Annotated in this window: 12 protein-coding genes and 7 tRNA genes; 18 read left to right on the top strand and 1 reads right to left on the bottom strand. The window is 53.6% G+C overall.

Translation table 11 applies throughout. The features are described from left to right. The first annotated feature begins 402 nt into the window (after positions 1-402). The 8 genes from asnB (at position 403) to FQK12_RS07380 (ending at position 3,071) form a co-directional block, all read left to right on the top strand. The gene (asnB, locus tag FQK12_RS07345; RefSeq protein WP_014228410.1) at positions 403-2,064 is read left to right on the top strand and encodes an asparagine synthase B; all 1,662 of its coding nucleotides are present in this window, start codon (positions 403-405) and stop codon (positions 2,062-2,064) included. A gap of 229 nt (positions 2,065-2,293) precedes the next feature. Beyond that, positions 2,294-2,370: transfer RNA gene (locus FQK12_RS07350), tRNA-Met, on the top strand. An 8-nt stretch (positions 2,371-2,378) separates the two neighbouring features. Continuing rightward, positions 2,379-2,463, top strand: a tRNA-Leu gene (locus FQK12_RS07355). Positions 2,464-2,497: 34 nt separating this feature from the next. Beyond that, positions 2,498-2,572: transfer RNA gene (locus FQK12_RS07360), tRNA-Gln, on the top strand. Between the two features lie 34 nt (positions 2,573-2,606). Beyond that, positions 2,607-2,681: transfer RNA gene (locus tag FQK12_RS07365), tRNA-Gln, on the top strand. A gap of 21 nt (positions 2,682-2,702) precedes the next feature. Beyond that, positions 2,703-2,779, top strand: a tRNA-Met gene (locus tag FQK12_RS07370). A 45-nt stretch (positions 2,780-2,824) separates the two neighbouring features. After that, positions 2,825-2,899: transfer RNA gene (locus FQK12_RS07375), tRNA-Gln, on the top strand. A gap of 97 nt (positions 2,900-2,996) precedes the next feature. Next, positions 2,997-3,071: transfer RNA gene (locus FQK12_RS07380), tRNA-Gln, on the top strand. 107 nt (positions 3,072-3,178) lie between these two features. Here FQK12_RS07380 and ubiF read toward each other — a convergent pair. After that, positions 3,179-4,354 carry a 3-demethoxyubiquinol 3-hydroxylase gene (ubiF, locus tag FQK12_RS07385; protein ID WP_014228409.1) on the bottom strand — a complete coding sequence of 392 codons (1,176 nt, stop codon included), beginning with the start codon at positions 4,352-4,354 and terminating at the stop codon, positions 3,179-3,181. Between the two features lie 208 nt (positions 4,355-4,562). Here ubiF and miaB point away from each other — a divergent pair, with 208 nt between their 5' ends. From miaB to FQK12_RS07435, 10 genes are all read left to right on the top strand, one after another. Then, positions 4,563-5,987 carry a tRNA (N6-isopentenyl adenosine(37)-C2)-methylthiotransferase MiaB gene (gene miaB / locus FQK12_RS07390; protein WP_004111391.1) on the top strand — a complete coding sequence of 475 codons (1,425 nt, stop codon included), beginning with the start codon at positions 4,563-4,565 and terminating at the stop codon, positions 5,985-5,987. A 144-nt stretch (positions 5,988-6,131) separates the two neighbouring features. Then, positions 6,132-7,178, top strand: coding sequence for a PhoH family protein (locus FQK12_RS07395; RefSeq protein WP_004134159.1), 1,047 nt, complete (start codon positions 6,132-6,134; stop codon positions 7,176-7,178). Further along, on the top strand, positions 7,175-7,642 hold the full coding sequence (gene ybeY / locus FQK12_RS07400) for an rRNA maturation RNase YbeY (protein WP_004130446.1): 468 nt from the start codon (positions 7,175-7,177) through the stop codon (positions 7,640-7,642). The genes FQK12_RS07395 and ybeY overlap by 4 nt, the downstream gene beginning before the upstream one ends. Before the next feature lie 98 nt (positions 7,643-7,740). Further along, entirely contained in the window at positions 7,741-8,619 is an 879-nt protein-coding gene (gene corC / locus FQK12_RS07405; RefSeq protein ID WP_004130445.1) for a CNNM family magnesium/cobalt transport protein CorC, read from the top strand. Between the two features lie 22 nt (positions 8,620-8,641). Next, complete coding sequence (lnt, locus tag FQK12_RS07410; protein ID WP_014228408.1) at positions 8,642-10,180, top strand: apolipoprotein N-acyltransferase; 1,539 nt, start codon at positions 8,642-8,644, stop codon at positions 10,178-10,180. Between the two features lie 357 nt (positions 10,181-10,537). After that, entirely contained in the window at positions 10,538-11,449 is a 912-nt protein-coding gene (locus tag FQK12_RS07415; protein ID WP_004848819.1) for an amino acid ABC transporter substrate-binding protein, read from the top strand. Positions 11,450-11,612: 163 nt separating this feature from the next. Then, a complete protein-coding gene (locus tag FQK12_RS07420; protein WP_014228407.1) occupies positions 11,613-12,353 on the top strand; it encodes an amino acid ABC transporter permease in 741 nt (246 codons plus the stop codon). Further along, a complete protein-coding gene (gltK, locus tag FQK12_RS07425) occupies positions 12,353-13,027 on the top strand; it encodes a glutamate/aspartate ABC transporter permease GltK (protein ID WP_004848815.1) in 675 nt (224 codons plus the stop codon). Before FQK12_RS07420 ends, gltK begins: the two co-directional genes overlap by 1 nt. Beyond that, complete coding sequence (locus tag FQK12_RS07430) at positions 13,027-13,752, top strand: amino acid ABC transporter ATP-binding protein (protein ID WP_004100186.1); 726 nt, start codon at positions 13,027-13,029, stop codon at positions 13,750-13,752. The genes gltK and FQK12_RS07430 overlap by 1 nt, the downstream gene beginning before the upstream one ends. 370 nt (positions 13,753-14,122) lie before the next feature. Beyond that, positions 14,123-15,790: a ShlB/FhaC/HecB family hemolysin secretion/activation protein gene (locus FQK12_RS07435; RefSeq protein WP_014228406.1), complete on the top strand. Its 1,668-nt coding sequence runs from the start codon at positions 14,123-14,125 to the stop codon at positions 15,788-15,790. Positions 15,791-15,808: the final 18 nt, after the last annotated feature.

Genomic DNA, 15,808 nt, shown 5'->3' on the forward strand with positions numbered 1-15,808 from the left:
CCATGTCGGTTTGTCTCCTTTTACTTGTGGTGAGTAAGCAGAGATATTCCGACATGGGCATTCTTCAGGCTATAGCCTTACAGGAGCAATCACCACCTCCCTAGGAGGTGGTTTAGGGATGACAATAAAACCACGTCCTGCGACGTGGTTTCTTATTCCTAAGCCTCTCCTGAACGCTTTTATCTAAAAAAAAAGCGCCATCACTAAATATTCAGCAACAAAAGCGCTCAAAACGTACTCTTTTTTCACTATTCGACAATCACAATTGCATTATTTCCTTTTCCAGCCGTAAACCCCTTGCGCCCTCCGCGCCTTTGCGGCATTTTCTAAAGCATGCACTGAGGCTTCGCAATAAGACGAAGTCTGCACAACATCAAACAAGACAGGGTAACGGAGAAGGCTATGTGTTCGATTTTTGGCGTACTGGATATTAAAACTGACGCGGGTGAGCTGCGTAAAAAGGCACTGGAGCTTTCCCGACTGATGCGCCACCGTGGTCCGGACTGGTCCGGCGTCTATGCCTGTGATAAAGCCATCCTGGCGCATGAACGCCTGTCAATCGTCGACGTCAACGCCGGCGCGCAGCCGCTGTATAACGCCGCTAAAACTCACGCTCTCGCCGTCAACGGTGAAATCTACAACCACCAGGCGCTGCGCGCGGAATACGGCGACCGCTACGCGTTCCAGACCGGTTCCGACTGCGAAGTTATCCTCGCGCTGTATCAGGAAAAAGGCCCGGACTTCCTCGACGATCTGCAGGGGATGTTTGCTTTCGCTCTCTACGACAGCGAAAAAGACGCGTATCTGATTGGTCGCGACCACATCGGCATCATCCCGCTGTATATGGGTCACGACGAACACGGTAACTTCTACGTTGCCTCTGAAATGAAAGCGCTGGTTCCGGTTTGCCGCACGATTAAAGAGTTCCCGGCAGGCAGCTACCTGTGGAGCAAAGATGGCGAAATCCGCGAGTACTACCAGCGCGACTGGTTCGACTACGACGCGGTGAAAGACAACGTCACGGACAAAAACGAACTGCGTCAGGCGCTGGAAGAGTCGGTAAAAAGCCACCTGATGTCCGATGTTCCGTACGGCGTACTGCTCTCCGGCGGCCTGGATTCATCGGTGATTTCCGCCATCACCAAAAAATATGCCGCGCGCCGCGTCGAAGATCAGGAAAAATCAGAAGCCTGGTGGCCGCAGCTGCACTCCTTCGCCGTCGGCCTGGAGGGCGCCCCCGATCTGAAAGCCGCGCAGGAAGTGGCTAACCATCTGGGTACCGTGCACCACGAGATCCACTTTACGGTGCAGGAAGGCCTGGACGCGATTCGCGATGTTATCTATCACATTGAAACCTACGACGTGACGACGATTCGCGCGTCAACGCCAATGTATCTGATGTCGCGTAAAATCAAAGCCATGGGCATCAAAATGGTACTGTCCGGCGAAGGTTCTGACGAAGTATTTGGCGGCTACCTCTATTTCCATAAAGCGCCCAACGCCAAAGAGCTGCACGAAGAGACCGTGCGCAAACTGCAGGCGCTGCATATGTTTGACTGTGCTCGCGCCAACAAAGCGATGTCCGCCTGGGGCGTTGAAGCGCGCGTCCCGTTCCTGGATAAGAAATTCCTCGACGTGGCAATGCGTATTAACCCGCAGGATAAAATGTGCGGCAACGGTAAAATGGAAAAACATGTCCTGCGTGAATGTTTTGAATCTTACCTGCCGGCGAGCGTCGCCTGGCGCCAGAAAGAACAGTTCTCTGATGGCGTTGGTTACAGCTGGATCGATACCTTAAAAGAAGTGGCCGCTGAACAGATTTCCGATCGGCAGCTGGAAACCGCCGGCTTCCGTTTCCCGTACAACACGCCTTCCTCGAAAGAAGCGTATCTGTACCGTGAGATTTTCGAAGAGCTGTTCCCGGTACCGAGCGCGGCCGAATGCGTTCCTGGCGGCCCTTCCGTCGCATGCTCTTCAGCAAAAGCGATTGAGTGGGACGAATCTTTCAAAAAAATGAACGATCCGTCGGGACGCGCGGTTGGCGTACACCAGTCGGCCTACTAACCGACGCTGTTTTCAAAACGGACTCTTCGGGGTCCGTTTTTGTTTTGTGCCTTATTTAAGCCGTTAAAAACGATAAATAACCAATAATTGCCGATTATTGCACCACGCTGTTCGCAACCTAACCAAACAGTTACGTTCAGTCCATTTTCGATGAAAAAGGGGTTGACGCTTCAAGGCTCAATACGCATAATGCGCCCCGCAACGCCGATAAGGTAACGCGCAAAAAGATGGCTACGTAGCTCAGCTGGTTAGAGCACATCACTCATAATGATGGGGTCACAGGTTCAAATCCCGTCGTAGCCACCATCTTTTTTGCGGGAGTGGCGAAATTGGTAGACGCACCAGATTTAGGTTCTGGCGCCGCAAGGTGTGCGAGTTCAAGTCTCGCCTCCCGCACCATTTACTCGTTCGCGTTGCGGTAAAAGATTTTTGTTGGGGTATCGCCAAGCGGTAAGGCACCGGTTTTTGATACCGGCATTCCCTGGTTCGAATCCAGGTACCCCAGCCATATTTTCGATGTTTGCGGTTCACCGCGACGGTATTGGGGTATCGCCAAGCGGTAAGGCACCGGTTTTTGATACCGGCATTCCCTGGTTCGAATCCAGGTACCCCAGCCATCGAAAATAGAGTAAGATTTTGGCTACGTAGCTCAGCTGGTTAGAGCACATCACTCATAATGATGGGGTCACAGGTTCGAATCCCGTCGTAGCCACCATACAAAGGAATTATTGATTCAGTTCGATAAATCCAAAAGAATTGTTGGGGTATCGCCAAGCGGTAAGGCTCTGGTTTCTGATACCAGCATTCCGAGGTTCGAATCCTCGTACCCCAGCCAATTTTAAAAGTCGCCCACGCTGTGCGCGCACCCGTTGGAGTATCTCCAGGCGCTAAGCCACCGGTTTGACCCCGGTACGAAATGGTCAACGTAAAATTGGGGTATCGCCAAGCGGTAAGGCACCGGATTCTGATTCCGGCATTCCGAGGTTCGAATCCTCGTACCCCAGCCAACATAAAGCAAAAAGCTCGCTTCGGCGGGCTTTTTGCTTTATGGATTTTGGCTACGTCTATTAGCATCCCTACCCGGCCGCGCCTTCGCCAGCCGGGTCGTCCAGCGTTACAATCCCAACGCGTATTTCAACGCCTGACGCTTCAGTCCGCCGGCGCGCTCGGCCGCCATCAGCCCAATATTTCTCAGCATACGCACCGGGGGCAGATCGTTGCTAAACCCGGCGTAAAACAGATCCATCCCAGACTGCATAATAAAGTTGTCCGCCTGACGGCGCGTCTGGTAGCGCTTAAGTACCGCCAGGCGGGCCCACTCTTCGCCGCGGGCTTTTGCTCTGCCAAGAATATCGAGCAGCGCATCGACATCGCGATAGCCGAGGTTAACCCCCTGCCCCGCCAGCGGATGAATGGTGTGCGCAGCATCGCCCACCAGCGCCAGCCCCGGCTTAACATACTGCAATGCGTGACGGCGGGTGAGCGGGAAGGCGCCCGCACTCAGCGGCGTAATCTCTCCCAGCCGCGACGGGAAGTGGCGAGTAATTTCCTGCTGTAGCTGAGCCATACTCATGCCCTGCAGCTGGCGGATCCGCGCCGGCGCGTCGTACCACACCAGCGAGGCCCAATGATCGAACAGCGGTAAAAACGCGCGCGGCCCCGCCGGAGTGAACTGCTGCCAGGTGCTGTCGCCGGGATCGTCCGCACACTGTACGCTGATCAACATACAGGATTGCTGGTACTGCCACGCGTGGATGCCGATTCCGGCCAGCTGACGCACCTGCGAACTGGCACCGTCCGCGCCCACCACCAGCCGCGCATCAAGCTGGCTGCCGTCGGTCAGCGTTAAGGAGGCGTACGTTTCTTCCAGACGCATCTCCTGGAGCGATGTTCCCACCTGCAGCGATATGCGCTCATGGGCTTCCAGCGCCTGCCACAGGGCTCGCTGCAGGACGTTATTCTCCACCATATAGCCCAGTTCCGGCAGCTTCAGCTCCGCGGCGTTGAAGACAACATGCGCGCTTTCCCACTCCCAGGTTTCTAGCTGGCGGTACGCATGGGCGCGCATGGACCGCACGCTGTCCCAGACGCCGAGGCCTCTCAGCAGCCCTACCGATGACGCGCTGATTGCCGAAATACGCACGTCAGGCGGTGAAGACGCATCAAAAACCGGTGGCGCGTTTTTTTCAATGACCGTCACCGTAAAGCCCTGCTGCGCCAGGCCAAGCGCGAGGGCGCCGCCAACCATCCCGCCGCCGACGATAACGACATCTGTTGCATGAATTGTCATGGCTATTATCCTTAAACCCGAATCCCCTCAGTTTACCGGATTTTTATTCGGCTTGTGGTGATTACGGTCGTACTGGTCAGGGCGCGGTCAAAGCATTACAATACGCGCCCTGCAATCCTGGCTTTATATCCGTCACCCTTCACATTGCAGAGCAACATCCGGTGAAGACGCTGACTTTGGGTATACCTAATTAAGCATGAGCAAGTCGATGACAAAAAAACTCCATATTAAAACCTGGGGCTGTCAGATGAACGAATACGATTCATCAAAGATGGCCGATCTGCTGGATGCCACCCACGGGTATCAACTCACTGAAGTGGCGGAAGAAGCGGATGTGCTGCTGCTCAATACCTGCTCAATCCGTGAGAAGGCTCAGGAAAAAGTATTCCATCAGCTAGGACGCTGGAAGCTGCTGAAAGAGAAGAATCCCAACCTGATCATCGGCGTTGGCGGCTGCGTAGCCTCTCAGGAAGGCGACCATATTCGCCAGCGCGCCCACTACGTCGATATTATTTTTGGGCCGCAGACCCTGCACCGTCTGCCGGAAATGATCAACTCGGTACGAGGCAACCGCAGCCCGGTCGTCGATATCAGCTTCCCGGAAATCGAAAAATTCGACCGCCTGCCGGAACCGCGCGCCGAAGGCCCAAGCGCCTTTGTTTCCATCATGGAAGGCTGCAACAAGTACTGCACCTACTGCGTGGTGCCTTACACCCGCGGTGAGGAAGTGAGCCGCCCAAGCGACGATATCCTGTTTGAAATCGCCCAGCTTGCGGCTCAGGGCGTCCGTGAAGTCAACCTGCTCGGGCAGAACGTAAACGCCTGGCGCGGGGAAAACTATGACGGCACCACCGGTAGCTTTGCCGATCTCCTGCGTCTGGTTGCGGCGATCGACGGTATCGACCGGATCCGCTTTACCACCAGCCATCCCATCGAGTTCACCGACGATATCATTGAGGTTTACCGCGATACGCCGGAGCTGGTCAGCTTCCTGCACCTGCCGGTGCAGAGCGGTTCCGACCGCGTGCTGAACCTGATGGGCCGAACCCACACGGCGCTGGAATATAAAGCGATTATCCGCAAACTGCGCGCGGCGCGTCCGGATATTCAGATCAGCTCCGACTTCATCGTCGGCTTCCCTGGCGAAACCACCCAGGATTTCGAGCAGACCATGAAGCTGATTGCCGATGTGAATTTCGATATGAGCTACAGCTTCATCTTCTCCGCGCGTCCGGGAACGCCGGCGGCCGATATGGTTGACGACGTACCGGAAGAGGACAAGAAGCAGCGTTTGTATATTCTGCAGGAGCGCATCAACCAGCAGGCGATGGCCTGGAGCCGCCGTATGCTCGGCACCGTGCAGCGCATTCTGGTGGAAGGTACCTCACGTAAGAGCATCATGGAGCTGTCTGGCCGCACCGAAAATAACCGCGTGGTGAACTTCGAAGGCTCGCCTGAGATGATCGGCAAGTTTGTCGATGTCGAGATCACCGACGTCTGGACAAACTCCCTGCGCGGTAAAGTGGTGCGCACCGAGGACGAAATGGGTCTGCGCATCGCGGAAACCCCGGAGTCGGTAATTGCCCGCACCCGTAAAGAAAACGATCTTGGCGTCGGTATCTACCAGCCATAATCCGTTCAGGCCTGCCGGCTCCGGCAGGCCTTGTATTTCCTCTCCTGAACCCAATATCTATAGCGATGCTTGCGCCATATTCCGATGACGTGAATAATTTCCTGACCGGCTACCTTCCGGCTATCTATGTATAAGAGGAACAGCTTGAATACAGACACTCGCGAAATCACCCTTGAGCCCGCGGACAACGCCCGTCTGCTGAGCCTGTGCGGCCCGTTTGATGACAACATTAAACAGCTGGAACGCCGCCTCGGCATCGAGATTAACCGTCGTGACAACCACTTTAAACTGACCGGTCGGCCGATTTGCGTCACCGCTGCGGCGGATATCCTGCGCAGTCTGTACGTCGATACCGCGCCGATGCGCGGCGAAATTCAGGATATTGAACCGGAACAAATTCATCTGGCGATCAAAGAAGCCCGCGTGCTGGAGCAGAGCGCCGAAAGCGTGCCGGACTACGGTAAGGCCATCAATATCAAAACCAAGCGCGGCGTGATTAAACCGCGTACGCCGAATCAGGCGCAGTACATCGCCAATATTCTTGACCACGACATTACCTTCGGCGTCGGTCCTGCCGGGACCGGGAAAACCTACCTGGCGGTCGCCGCCGCGGTAGACGCGCTGGAGCGCCAGGAGATCCGCCGTATTCTTCTGACCCGTCCGGCGGTTGAGGCCGGCGAAAAACTGGGCTTCCTGCCCGGCGATTTGAGCCAGAAAGTCGATCCGTACCTGCGGCCCCTGTACGACGCGCTGTTCGAGATGCTCGGCTTCGAGAAAGTCGAAAAGTTGATTGAGCGCAACGTGATTGAAGTCGCGCCGCTGGCCTATATGCGCGGCCGTACGCTGAACGATGCGTTTATCATTCTCGACGAAAGCCAGAACACGACCATTGAACAGATGAAAATGTTCCTGACCCGTATCGGCTTTAACTCTAAGGCGGTCATTACCGGCGACGTCACGCAGATTGACCTGCCGCGCAGCACCAAATCGGGCCTGCGCCATGCGATTGAAGTGCTGGCGGAAGTCGATGAGATCAGCTTCAACTTCTTCCATAGCGAAGACGTCGTGCGCCACCCGGTTGTCGCCCGCATCGTTAACGCCTATGAAGCCTGGGAAGAAGCAGACCAGAAACGTAAAGCAGAACTGGCCGCCGAGCGCAAACGCGAAGCCCAGGAACAGGAGCATAAATGAGTCAGGTCATTCTCGATTTACAGCTGGCTTGCGAAGATAACAGCGGAATGCCGGATGAAGCCCTGTTTCAGCGCTGGGTCGATAGCGTTATCCCGCAGTTTCAGGAAGAGTCGGAGCTGACGATTCGCCTGGTTGATGAAGCGGAAAGCCACGAGCTGAACCTGACCTATCGCGGGAAGGACAAACCGACTAACGTGCTCTCTTTCCCGTTCGAAGCCCCGCCGGGTATCGAAATGCCGCTGCTTGGCGACCTGGTCATCTGCCGTCAGGTGGTTGAACAGGAAGCGAAAGAGCAAGGTAAACCGCTGGAAGCGCACTGGGCGCATATGGTGGTCCACGGTAGCCTGCATCTTTTGGGCTATGACCACATCATTGATGAAGAAGCGGAAGAGATGGAATCCCTCGAAACAGAGATAATGCTTGCTCTGGGCTATGAGGATCCGTACATTGCCGAGAAGGAATAACCCGTTGCCGGCTTTGCCGGCGACTGGCCGCTATGCCGGGCGCTGAGTATACGCGTGACGAGCGACTATTTAACTAACATGAGAACCCATACGACGCCATGAGCGACGACAATTCACACAGTAGCGACACAGTAAACAGCAAAAAGGGATTCTTCTCCCTGTTACTCAGCCAGCTCTTTCACGGTGAACCCAAAAATCGTGACGAACTGCTGGCGCTGATCCGTGATTCCGGGCAAAACGACCTTATCGACGAAGATACGCGCGATATGCTCGAAGGGGTAATGGATATCGCCGACCAGCGCGTTCGCGACATCATGATCCCCCGCTCGCAGATGATTACCCTGAAACGCAACCAGACGCTGGACGAGTGCCTCGATGTCATCATCGAATCGGCCCACTCGCGTTTCCCGGTGATCAGCGAAGATAAAGATCACATCGAAGGGATTCTGATGGCCAAAGATCTGCTGCCGTTTATGCGCAGCGATGCCGAAGCCTTCAGCATGGAAAAAGTGTTGCGTCCGGCGGTTGTCGTGCCCGAGAGCAAGCGGGTTGACCGCATGCTGAAGGAGTTTCGCTCCCAACGTTACCATATGGCTATCGTTATCGATGAGTTTGGCGGCGTCTCAGGTCTGGTGACCATTGAAGATATCCTTGAGCTCATCGTCGGTGAAATAGAAGACGAATACGACGAAGAAGAAGATATCGATTTCCGTCAGCTGAGCCGCCACACGTGGACGGTGCGCGCGCTGGCCTCAATCGAAGATTTCAACGAAGCGTACGGCACCCACTTCAGCGATGAAGAGGTCGACACCATCGGCGGTCTGGTCATGCAGGCGTTTGGTCATCTGCCTGCCCGCGGCGAGTCTATCGACATTGATGGTTACCAATTCAAGGTCGCAATGGCTGACAGTCGACGTATTATTCAGGTACATGTAAAGCTTCCTGATGATGCCCCGCAGCCGAAGCTGGAAGACTAATCCAACGGGACGATTAACCTAAATGGTATTTGCCTCTCTTATTGAACGCCAGCGCGTACGTTTGCTGCTGGCGCTGTTATTCGGAGCCAGCGGAACGCTGGCTTTTTCACCTTATGACTTCTGGCCAGCTGCCCTTATTTCGTTAATTGGCCTGCAAGGTTTAACCCTCAACCGACGTCCCCTGCAAAGCGCCGCGATTGGCTATTCCTGGGGGTTAGGGCTGTTCGGCTCCGGTATTAACTGGGTCTACGTGAGCATCGCGCAGTTCGGCGGCATGCCCGGTCCGGTCAACGTTTTCCTGGTGGTGCTGCTGGCGGCCTATCTGTCGCTCTATACCGGATTATTTGCCGGCATTCTTTCGCGCCTGTGGCCAAAAACCAGCTGGATACGCGTGGCTATCGCCGCGCCGGTGGTGTGGCAAATCAGCGAATTTCTGCGCGGCTGGGTGCTCACCGGCTTCCCGTGGCTACAGTTCGGCTACAGTCAGATTGACGGCCCGCTCAAAGGCCTGGCTCCCGTGATGGGCGTTGAGGCGATTAACTTCCTGCTGATGCTTGTCAGCGGCCTGCTGGTATTGGCCATCGCGCAGCGTAACTGGAAGCCGCTGATCGCCGCCGTCTTGCTGTTCGCCCTGCCCTTCCCGCTTCGCTATATTCAGTGGTATCAACCGCTGCCGGCGCGCGCGACCACGGTTTCGCTGGTACAGGGCGATATCCCCCAGGCGATGAAATGGGACCAGAATCAGCTGCTCAACACCCTGAAAACCTATCTGGATCTCACCCAGCCGCATATGGGTAAATCGCAGCTGATCGTCTGGCCGGAGTCCGCGATTCCGGATCTGGAAATTAACCAGCAGCGCTTCCTCAGCATGATGGATGACCTGATGCGGTCGAAAAATAGCTCGCTGATCACCGGCATCGTCGATGCGCGTCTGAACGCGCGCAATCGCTACGATACGTACAACACCATTATTACGCTGGGCAAAGATAACCCGTACAGCTACGACTCAAAGAATCGCTACAACAAGAATCATCTGGTGCCGTTTGGTGAGTTTGTGCCGCTGGAATCGATTCTGCGTCCGCTGGCGCCGTTCTTCGACCTGCCAATGTCCTCTTTCAGCCGCGGGCCGTACGTGCAGCCGCAGCTGGTGGCGCATAATATGCGTCTGACGGCGGCTATCTGCTACGAGATCATTCTTGGCGAGCAGGTGCGGGATAACTTCCGCCCGGATACGGATTTTCTGTTAACTATTTCGAATGACGCATGGTTCGGCAAATCTATCGGCCCGTGGCAGCACTTCCAGATGGCGCGAATGCGCGCGCTGGAGCTGGCCCGTCCGCTGCTGCGCAGCACCAATAACGGCATTACCGCGGTCATCGGCCCGCGCGGTGAAATACAGGAGATGATCCCACAGTTCACCCGCGCCGTATTAACCACCAAAGTGACCCCAACGGCAGGACTGACGCCGTACGCGCGTACGGGGAACTGGCCGCTGTGGGCGTTAACCGCCTTGTTTGGCTTTGCTGCGCTGCTGATGAGCCTGCGCCAGCGCCGTCAATAATTGCTTCTCCCGCGGCGGCATTCGTCGCCGCGGTCATCCCCCCTTCTTATCCATTCTGGCACGACCATTGCTTAATAAATTCATGTCGCAACGCGATCCTCGGGGGTACAACCCGGTTGCACCACCATCGATCGTCAGGCGGCGCTATTTTGGTGCAATGGGGGATTTTTGCCTTTAAATGGTGCGGTGCGCTTCGCAAAAATCAACAATATAAGAGCAAAATCTTTACATTAAGCCAAACTAAATGCTAACAAACACATACAAATGCTGCACGCAAAGACGGCAGCGATAAAAAAGCACACACATTCACAATGGGTATCAATAGCGTCTGACGGCGCTGAGGATAAGGAGTCGGATATGCAATTACGTAAACTGGCCGCAGCAATGCTGGTCATGGGCCTCACCGCTGGGGTGGCGCATGCAGAAGATGCGGCATCCACCGCTGGCCAGAGCACTCTGGATAAAATTGCCAAAAACGGCGTTATCGTCGTTGGTCACCGTGAATCATCCGTTCCGTTCTCTTACTATGACAACAAGCAGCAGGTCGTTGGCTACTCCCAGGACTACTCGAATGCGATCGTTGATGCCATCAAGAAGAAGCTGAACAAACCGGATCTGCAGGTCAAACTGATCCCGGTTACCTCACAAAACCGTATTCCGCTGCTGCAAAACGGCACGTATGATTTCGAATGCGGCTCCACCACCAACAACCTTGAGCGCCAGAAACAGGCGGCCTTCTCCGATACGATTTTCGTCGTCGGTACCCGTCTGCTGGTGAAAAAAGGCGGCGCGATTAAAGATTTCCCGGATCTGAAGGATAAAGCCGTCGTCGTCACCTCCGGCACCACCTCCGAAATTCTGCTGCACAAGCTGAACGACGAGAAAAAAATGAATATGCGTATTATCAGCGCAAAAGATCACGGTGACTCTTTCCGTACTCTGGAAAGCGGTCGCGCGGTGGCCTTTATGATGGATGACGCGCTGCTGGCGGGCGAACGTGCGAAAGCGAAGAAACCGGATAACTGGGAGATTGTCGGTACCGCTCAGTCTCAGGAAGCCTACGGCTGCATGCTGCGCAAAGATGACCCGCAGTTCAAAACGCTGGTCGATGAGACGGTCGCCCAGGTTCAGACCTCCGGTGAAGCCGAAAAATGGTTCGATAAGTGGTTTAAAAATCCTATTCCGCCAAAGAACCTGAATATGAACTTTGAACTCTCTGACGAGATGAAAGCGCTGTTCAAATCACCTAACGATAAAGCTCTTAACTAATTAAAAAAACAAAGGGCGGGGAATCCTGCCCTCCCGATTGTTGCTACGGCGCGGACAGACTATACGGCGGCTGGTCGTTCCCCAGCGGCCGCGAATACCGAAACAGGCTGAGCAACAATCTTCGAGGGTAGCGCTGCTACCCTTTTTTTTCCAGGAGTCATTTATGTCAATAGACTGGAACTGGGGGATATTCCTGCAACAGGCCCCGTTCGGCAACACCACCTATTTAGGCTGGCTGTGGAGTGGTTTTCAGATCACCGTCACCCTGTCGGTAACGGCCTGGATTATCGCGTTCTTTGTAGGTTCGCTCTTCGGTATTCTCCGTACGGTCCCGAACCGTCTGCTGTCGACTATCGGCACCTGCTACGTTGAACTTTTTCGTAACGTTCCGCTTATCGTTCAATTTTTCACCTGGTATCTGGTGGTGCCTGAACTGCTGCCGGAAAACATCGGCATGTGGTTTAAGTCCGAGCTGGATCCGAATATTCAGTTTTTCGTTTCTTCGATGCTGTGTCTGGGATTGTTTACCGCCGCGCGCGTCTGCGAGCAGGTTCGTTCCGGTATTCAATCCCTGCCGCGCGGCCAGAAAAACGCCGGGCTGGCGATGGGGCTAACGCTCCCGCAAACCTACCGTTACGTTCTGCTGCCCAACGCCTATCGCGTTATCGTGCCGCCAATGACCTCTGAAATGATGAACCTGGTGAAAAACTCGGCCATCGCCTCCACCATTGGTCTTGCCGATATGGCCGCGCAGGCGGGTAAGCTGCTGGACTACTCGGCCCATGCCTGGGAATCGTTTACCGCTATCACCCTCGCCTACGTGTTTATCAACGCCGTTATTATGCTGATCATGTACGTGGTCGAACGTAAATTCCGCCTGCCGGGCAATATGGGGGGTAAATAATGTACGATTTTGACTGGAGCTCCATTATTCCTTCCATGCCATACCTGCTGGCAGGGCTGGTGATTACCTTAAAAATTACCGTGACCGCGATTGTTGTCGGGATTGTGTGGGGGACGATCCTGGCCGTTATGCGCCTGTCGAGCTTCCTGCCGCTGGCGTGGTTCGCCAAAACCTACGTTAACGTTTTCCGCTCCATTCCGCTGGTGATGGTACTGCTGTGGTTTTATCTGATTGTTCCCGGGTTCCTGCAGAACGTGCTTGGCCTGTCGCCGAAAACCGATATCCGCCTGATTTCAGCGATGATCGCCTTCTCCATGTTTGAAGCGGCCTATTACTCGGAAATTATCCGTGCCGGCATTCAGAGCATCTCGCGCGGCCAGTCCAGCGCCGCGCTGGCGCTGGGCATGACCCACTGGCAATCCATGAAGCTGGTGATTCTGCCGCAGGCCTTCCGCGCCATGGTACCGCTGCTGCTGACTCAGGGCATCGTACTATTTCAGGATACCTCGCTGGTCTATGTCCTGAGCCTGGCCGACTTTTTCCGCACCGCCTCGACTATCGGCGAGCGTGATGGAACCCAGGTAGAGATGATCCTGTTCGCAGGCGCCGTATATTTTGTGTTTAGTCTCAGCGCATCGCTGTTGGTCAGCTGGTTGAAGAAAAGGACTGTGTAATGATTACCCTGAAAAATGTTTCAAAATGGTATGGTCACTTTCAGGTGCTGACCGATTGCTCCACGGAAGTGAAAAAAGGCGAAGTGGTGGTGGTCTGCGGGCCTTCGGGCTCGGGTAAATCAACGCTGATTAAAACCGTAAACGGCCTTGAGCCCATTCAGCAAGGTCAAATCATCGTCGACGGCACCACCGTCAACGATAAAAAGACCAACCTGGCCAAACTGCGCTCGCGCGTCGGGATGGTATTCCAGCACTTTGAGCTGTTCCCTCACTTATCGATTATCGATAACCTCACCCTGGCGCAGGTCAAGGTACTCAATCGCGATAAAGCCGCCTCCCGGGCAAAAGGGCTTAAGCTGCTGGAACGCGTGGGGCTTTCCGCTCATGCCGAAAAATTCCCCGCCCAGCTCTCGGGTGGCCAACAGCAGCGCGTGGCCATCGCCCGCGCGCTGTGTATGGATCCTATCGCCATGCTGTTTGATGAACCCACCTCCGCGCTGGATCCGGAGATGATTAACGAAGTGCTGGACGTCATGGTTGAACTGGCGAACGAAGGGATGACTATGATGGTGGTCACCCATGAAATGGGCTTTGCGCGTAAGGTAGCCAACCGGGTTATCTTTATGGATGAAGGAAAAATTGTCGAAGACGCCGATAAAGAAGCGTTTTTTGCTAACCCGCAATCTGAACGCGCCAAAGACTTCCTCGCCAAAATTCTGCACTAACCTTCCGGCGTGTACGGTACCGTACACGCCTTTATCTCTTCCCGCTCCTGTCTCTCTCCATAGTTATGGCAATAGTTTCGTTGCTCTCAAATACGCGTCATAAATATATCCAGCCTCACGCCAAATAATTCACGACCTGAAACGCTCAATTCAACAAAAATTCACGCTTTACATCGTGGATTACCTAATCTGCCGTAGATAACATGGCGCAGATTTGACAACAGCGCTGAGCACCGGCAGCGTTTTTTTTTGATTTTAGAAAAGTAAGATTCTTAAGATTGAGTACCCGGCTTCGTTAACCATACTCAGTGAACGCTAAACATTCTTGACAAGGCTATAACGGACGAATGAAACAAATGGATATTGCTTCGTGAATAATAAAAGTCTCATAACCGCCCTTTCTCTTTATATTCTGCTAACCGCGTCGACATTGGCGAATGTATCGATTAGTAATACCAATCAGGTGGAACAGGATAAGGCACGTCAAAGCGCATTGGCACCAGCACAGCAGGAATATTCGGCATCAGGTAGAGGATCGCAAAAATATAAACTTGCCTTTCCACTGGAAGCAACCTGTCGATATATCAACCATGTTGAAATTATTTCCGCTGACCACAAGCTGACCCTCGGTCTGTTAGGTAATATCGCTCGCCAGGCTGAAAAAAAGTGTCTGGGTATTGAAGGCATACGTCTACTCACCACAACCTTGCAAAATGAACTTATTGCCCGGGGATATATCACGTCGCTTATTGATGTACCTTCACAGTCCCTGAATGATGGCATTCTGAGCATCACGTTGAGCTATGGCTATATCGGTAATATTAGCTGGGCTTCCGACAATAGCGCGACAACCAGCCTGTGGAATGCCATACCGGCTAAAACAGGAGATATCCTGAAGCTAACCGAACTGGAACAGGGAATGGCTAACTTACAGCGTTTACCCGGCTCATCGGCGCAGATGAAAATCATGCCGGGTAAGAACAATGCGGAAAGCGACATCCAAATATCCCGGCATCTGGCACGAAACTGGCAAGTAGGCGCATGGCTGGATGATGCCGGAAGCCGTAGCAGCGGGCGTTACCAGGCCGGTGGCGCGCTTTATCTTTACGACCTGACGACGCTAAATGACATACTCTATTTATCCATGGGGGGCGATGTCGAGTTTAATCAACATAACGATGGTAATCAGAATAAAAGCCTCTATTATTCTATTCCCTTTGGATTTTGGTCGCTCAATCTTTACGGTTCACAAAGTGAATATCGTCAGCAGTTCAATGGTAGATACTCTACCATTGAATATAAAAGCAAAAATGATTATGCCAGCGCAACCTTAACGCATTTACTTTCGCATACCCGTCAGCAAAAAACGACTGTTGATGCGCGAATATCTAAAAGCACCTCACATTACTATTTTGGCGGTAGTGAATTGAGCGTTATGCGCAAACAGAATCCTGCCTGGGATATTACTGTACATCAACAACGATATTTTACTCATACAATCATAGATGCCAGCCTGGGCGTACAGCGTAGCCTTCCGTGGCTCAGTTCAGTACCAACCCCTGAGGAAAAAGCCGGTCTGTACAGTAAGCTTTCGCGCATTATTCATGCCGACCTTCAAGCCCTAATGAAGTTTGAATTGACGGGAGATAAATTCAGCTATGCCCCACATGTCAATATACAAATCAGTCCCGACATCTTATCCGTAGATAATCAATTTAATATAGGTAATCGCTGGACGGTACGAGGCTTTGACGGTGAAAGAACCCTTTCAGGAAATCAAGGCTGGTACTGGCGCAATGATTTCATCTGGGATATGCCCGCCCCGGAACAACAGCTGTACTTAGGCATAGATGTTGGGCGCATTACAGGAACAGAACAGTACGGAAATGGCAAAGTCATATCTGGCGCCAGTATGGGAGTGCGCGGGAGCGTTATTGCTACTCAATATGATTTTTTCCTGGGAACACCGTTGGTAAAGCCAAACGGTTTTCATACAGACCCTGTGAACCTGGGGTTTTCATTACAATGGAGGTATTAAAGTCAGTTTTTCAACGTA

The sequence above is a fragment of the Klebsiella sp. ME-303 genome (genome assembly GCF_007910085.1).
GTDB classification, from domain to species: Bacteria; Pseudomonadota; Gammaproteobacteria; order Enterobacterales; family Enterobacteriaceae; genus Klebsiella; species Klebsiella michiganensis.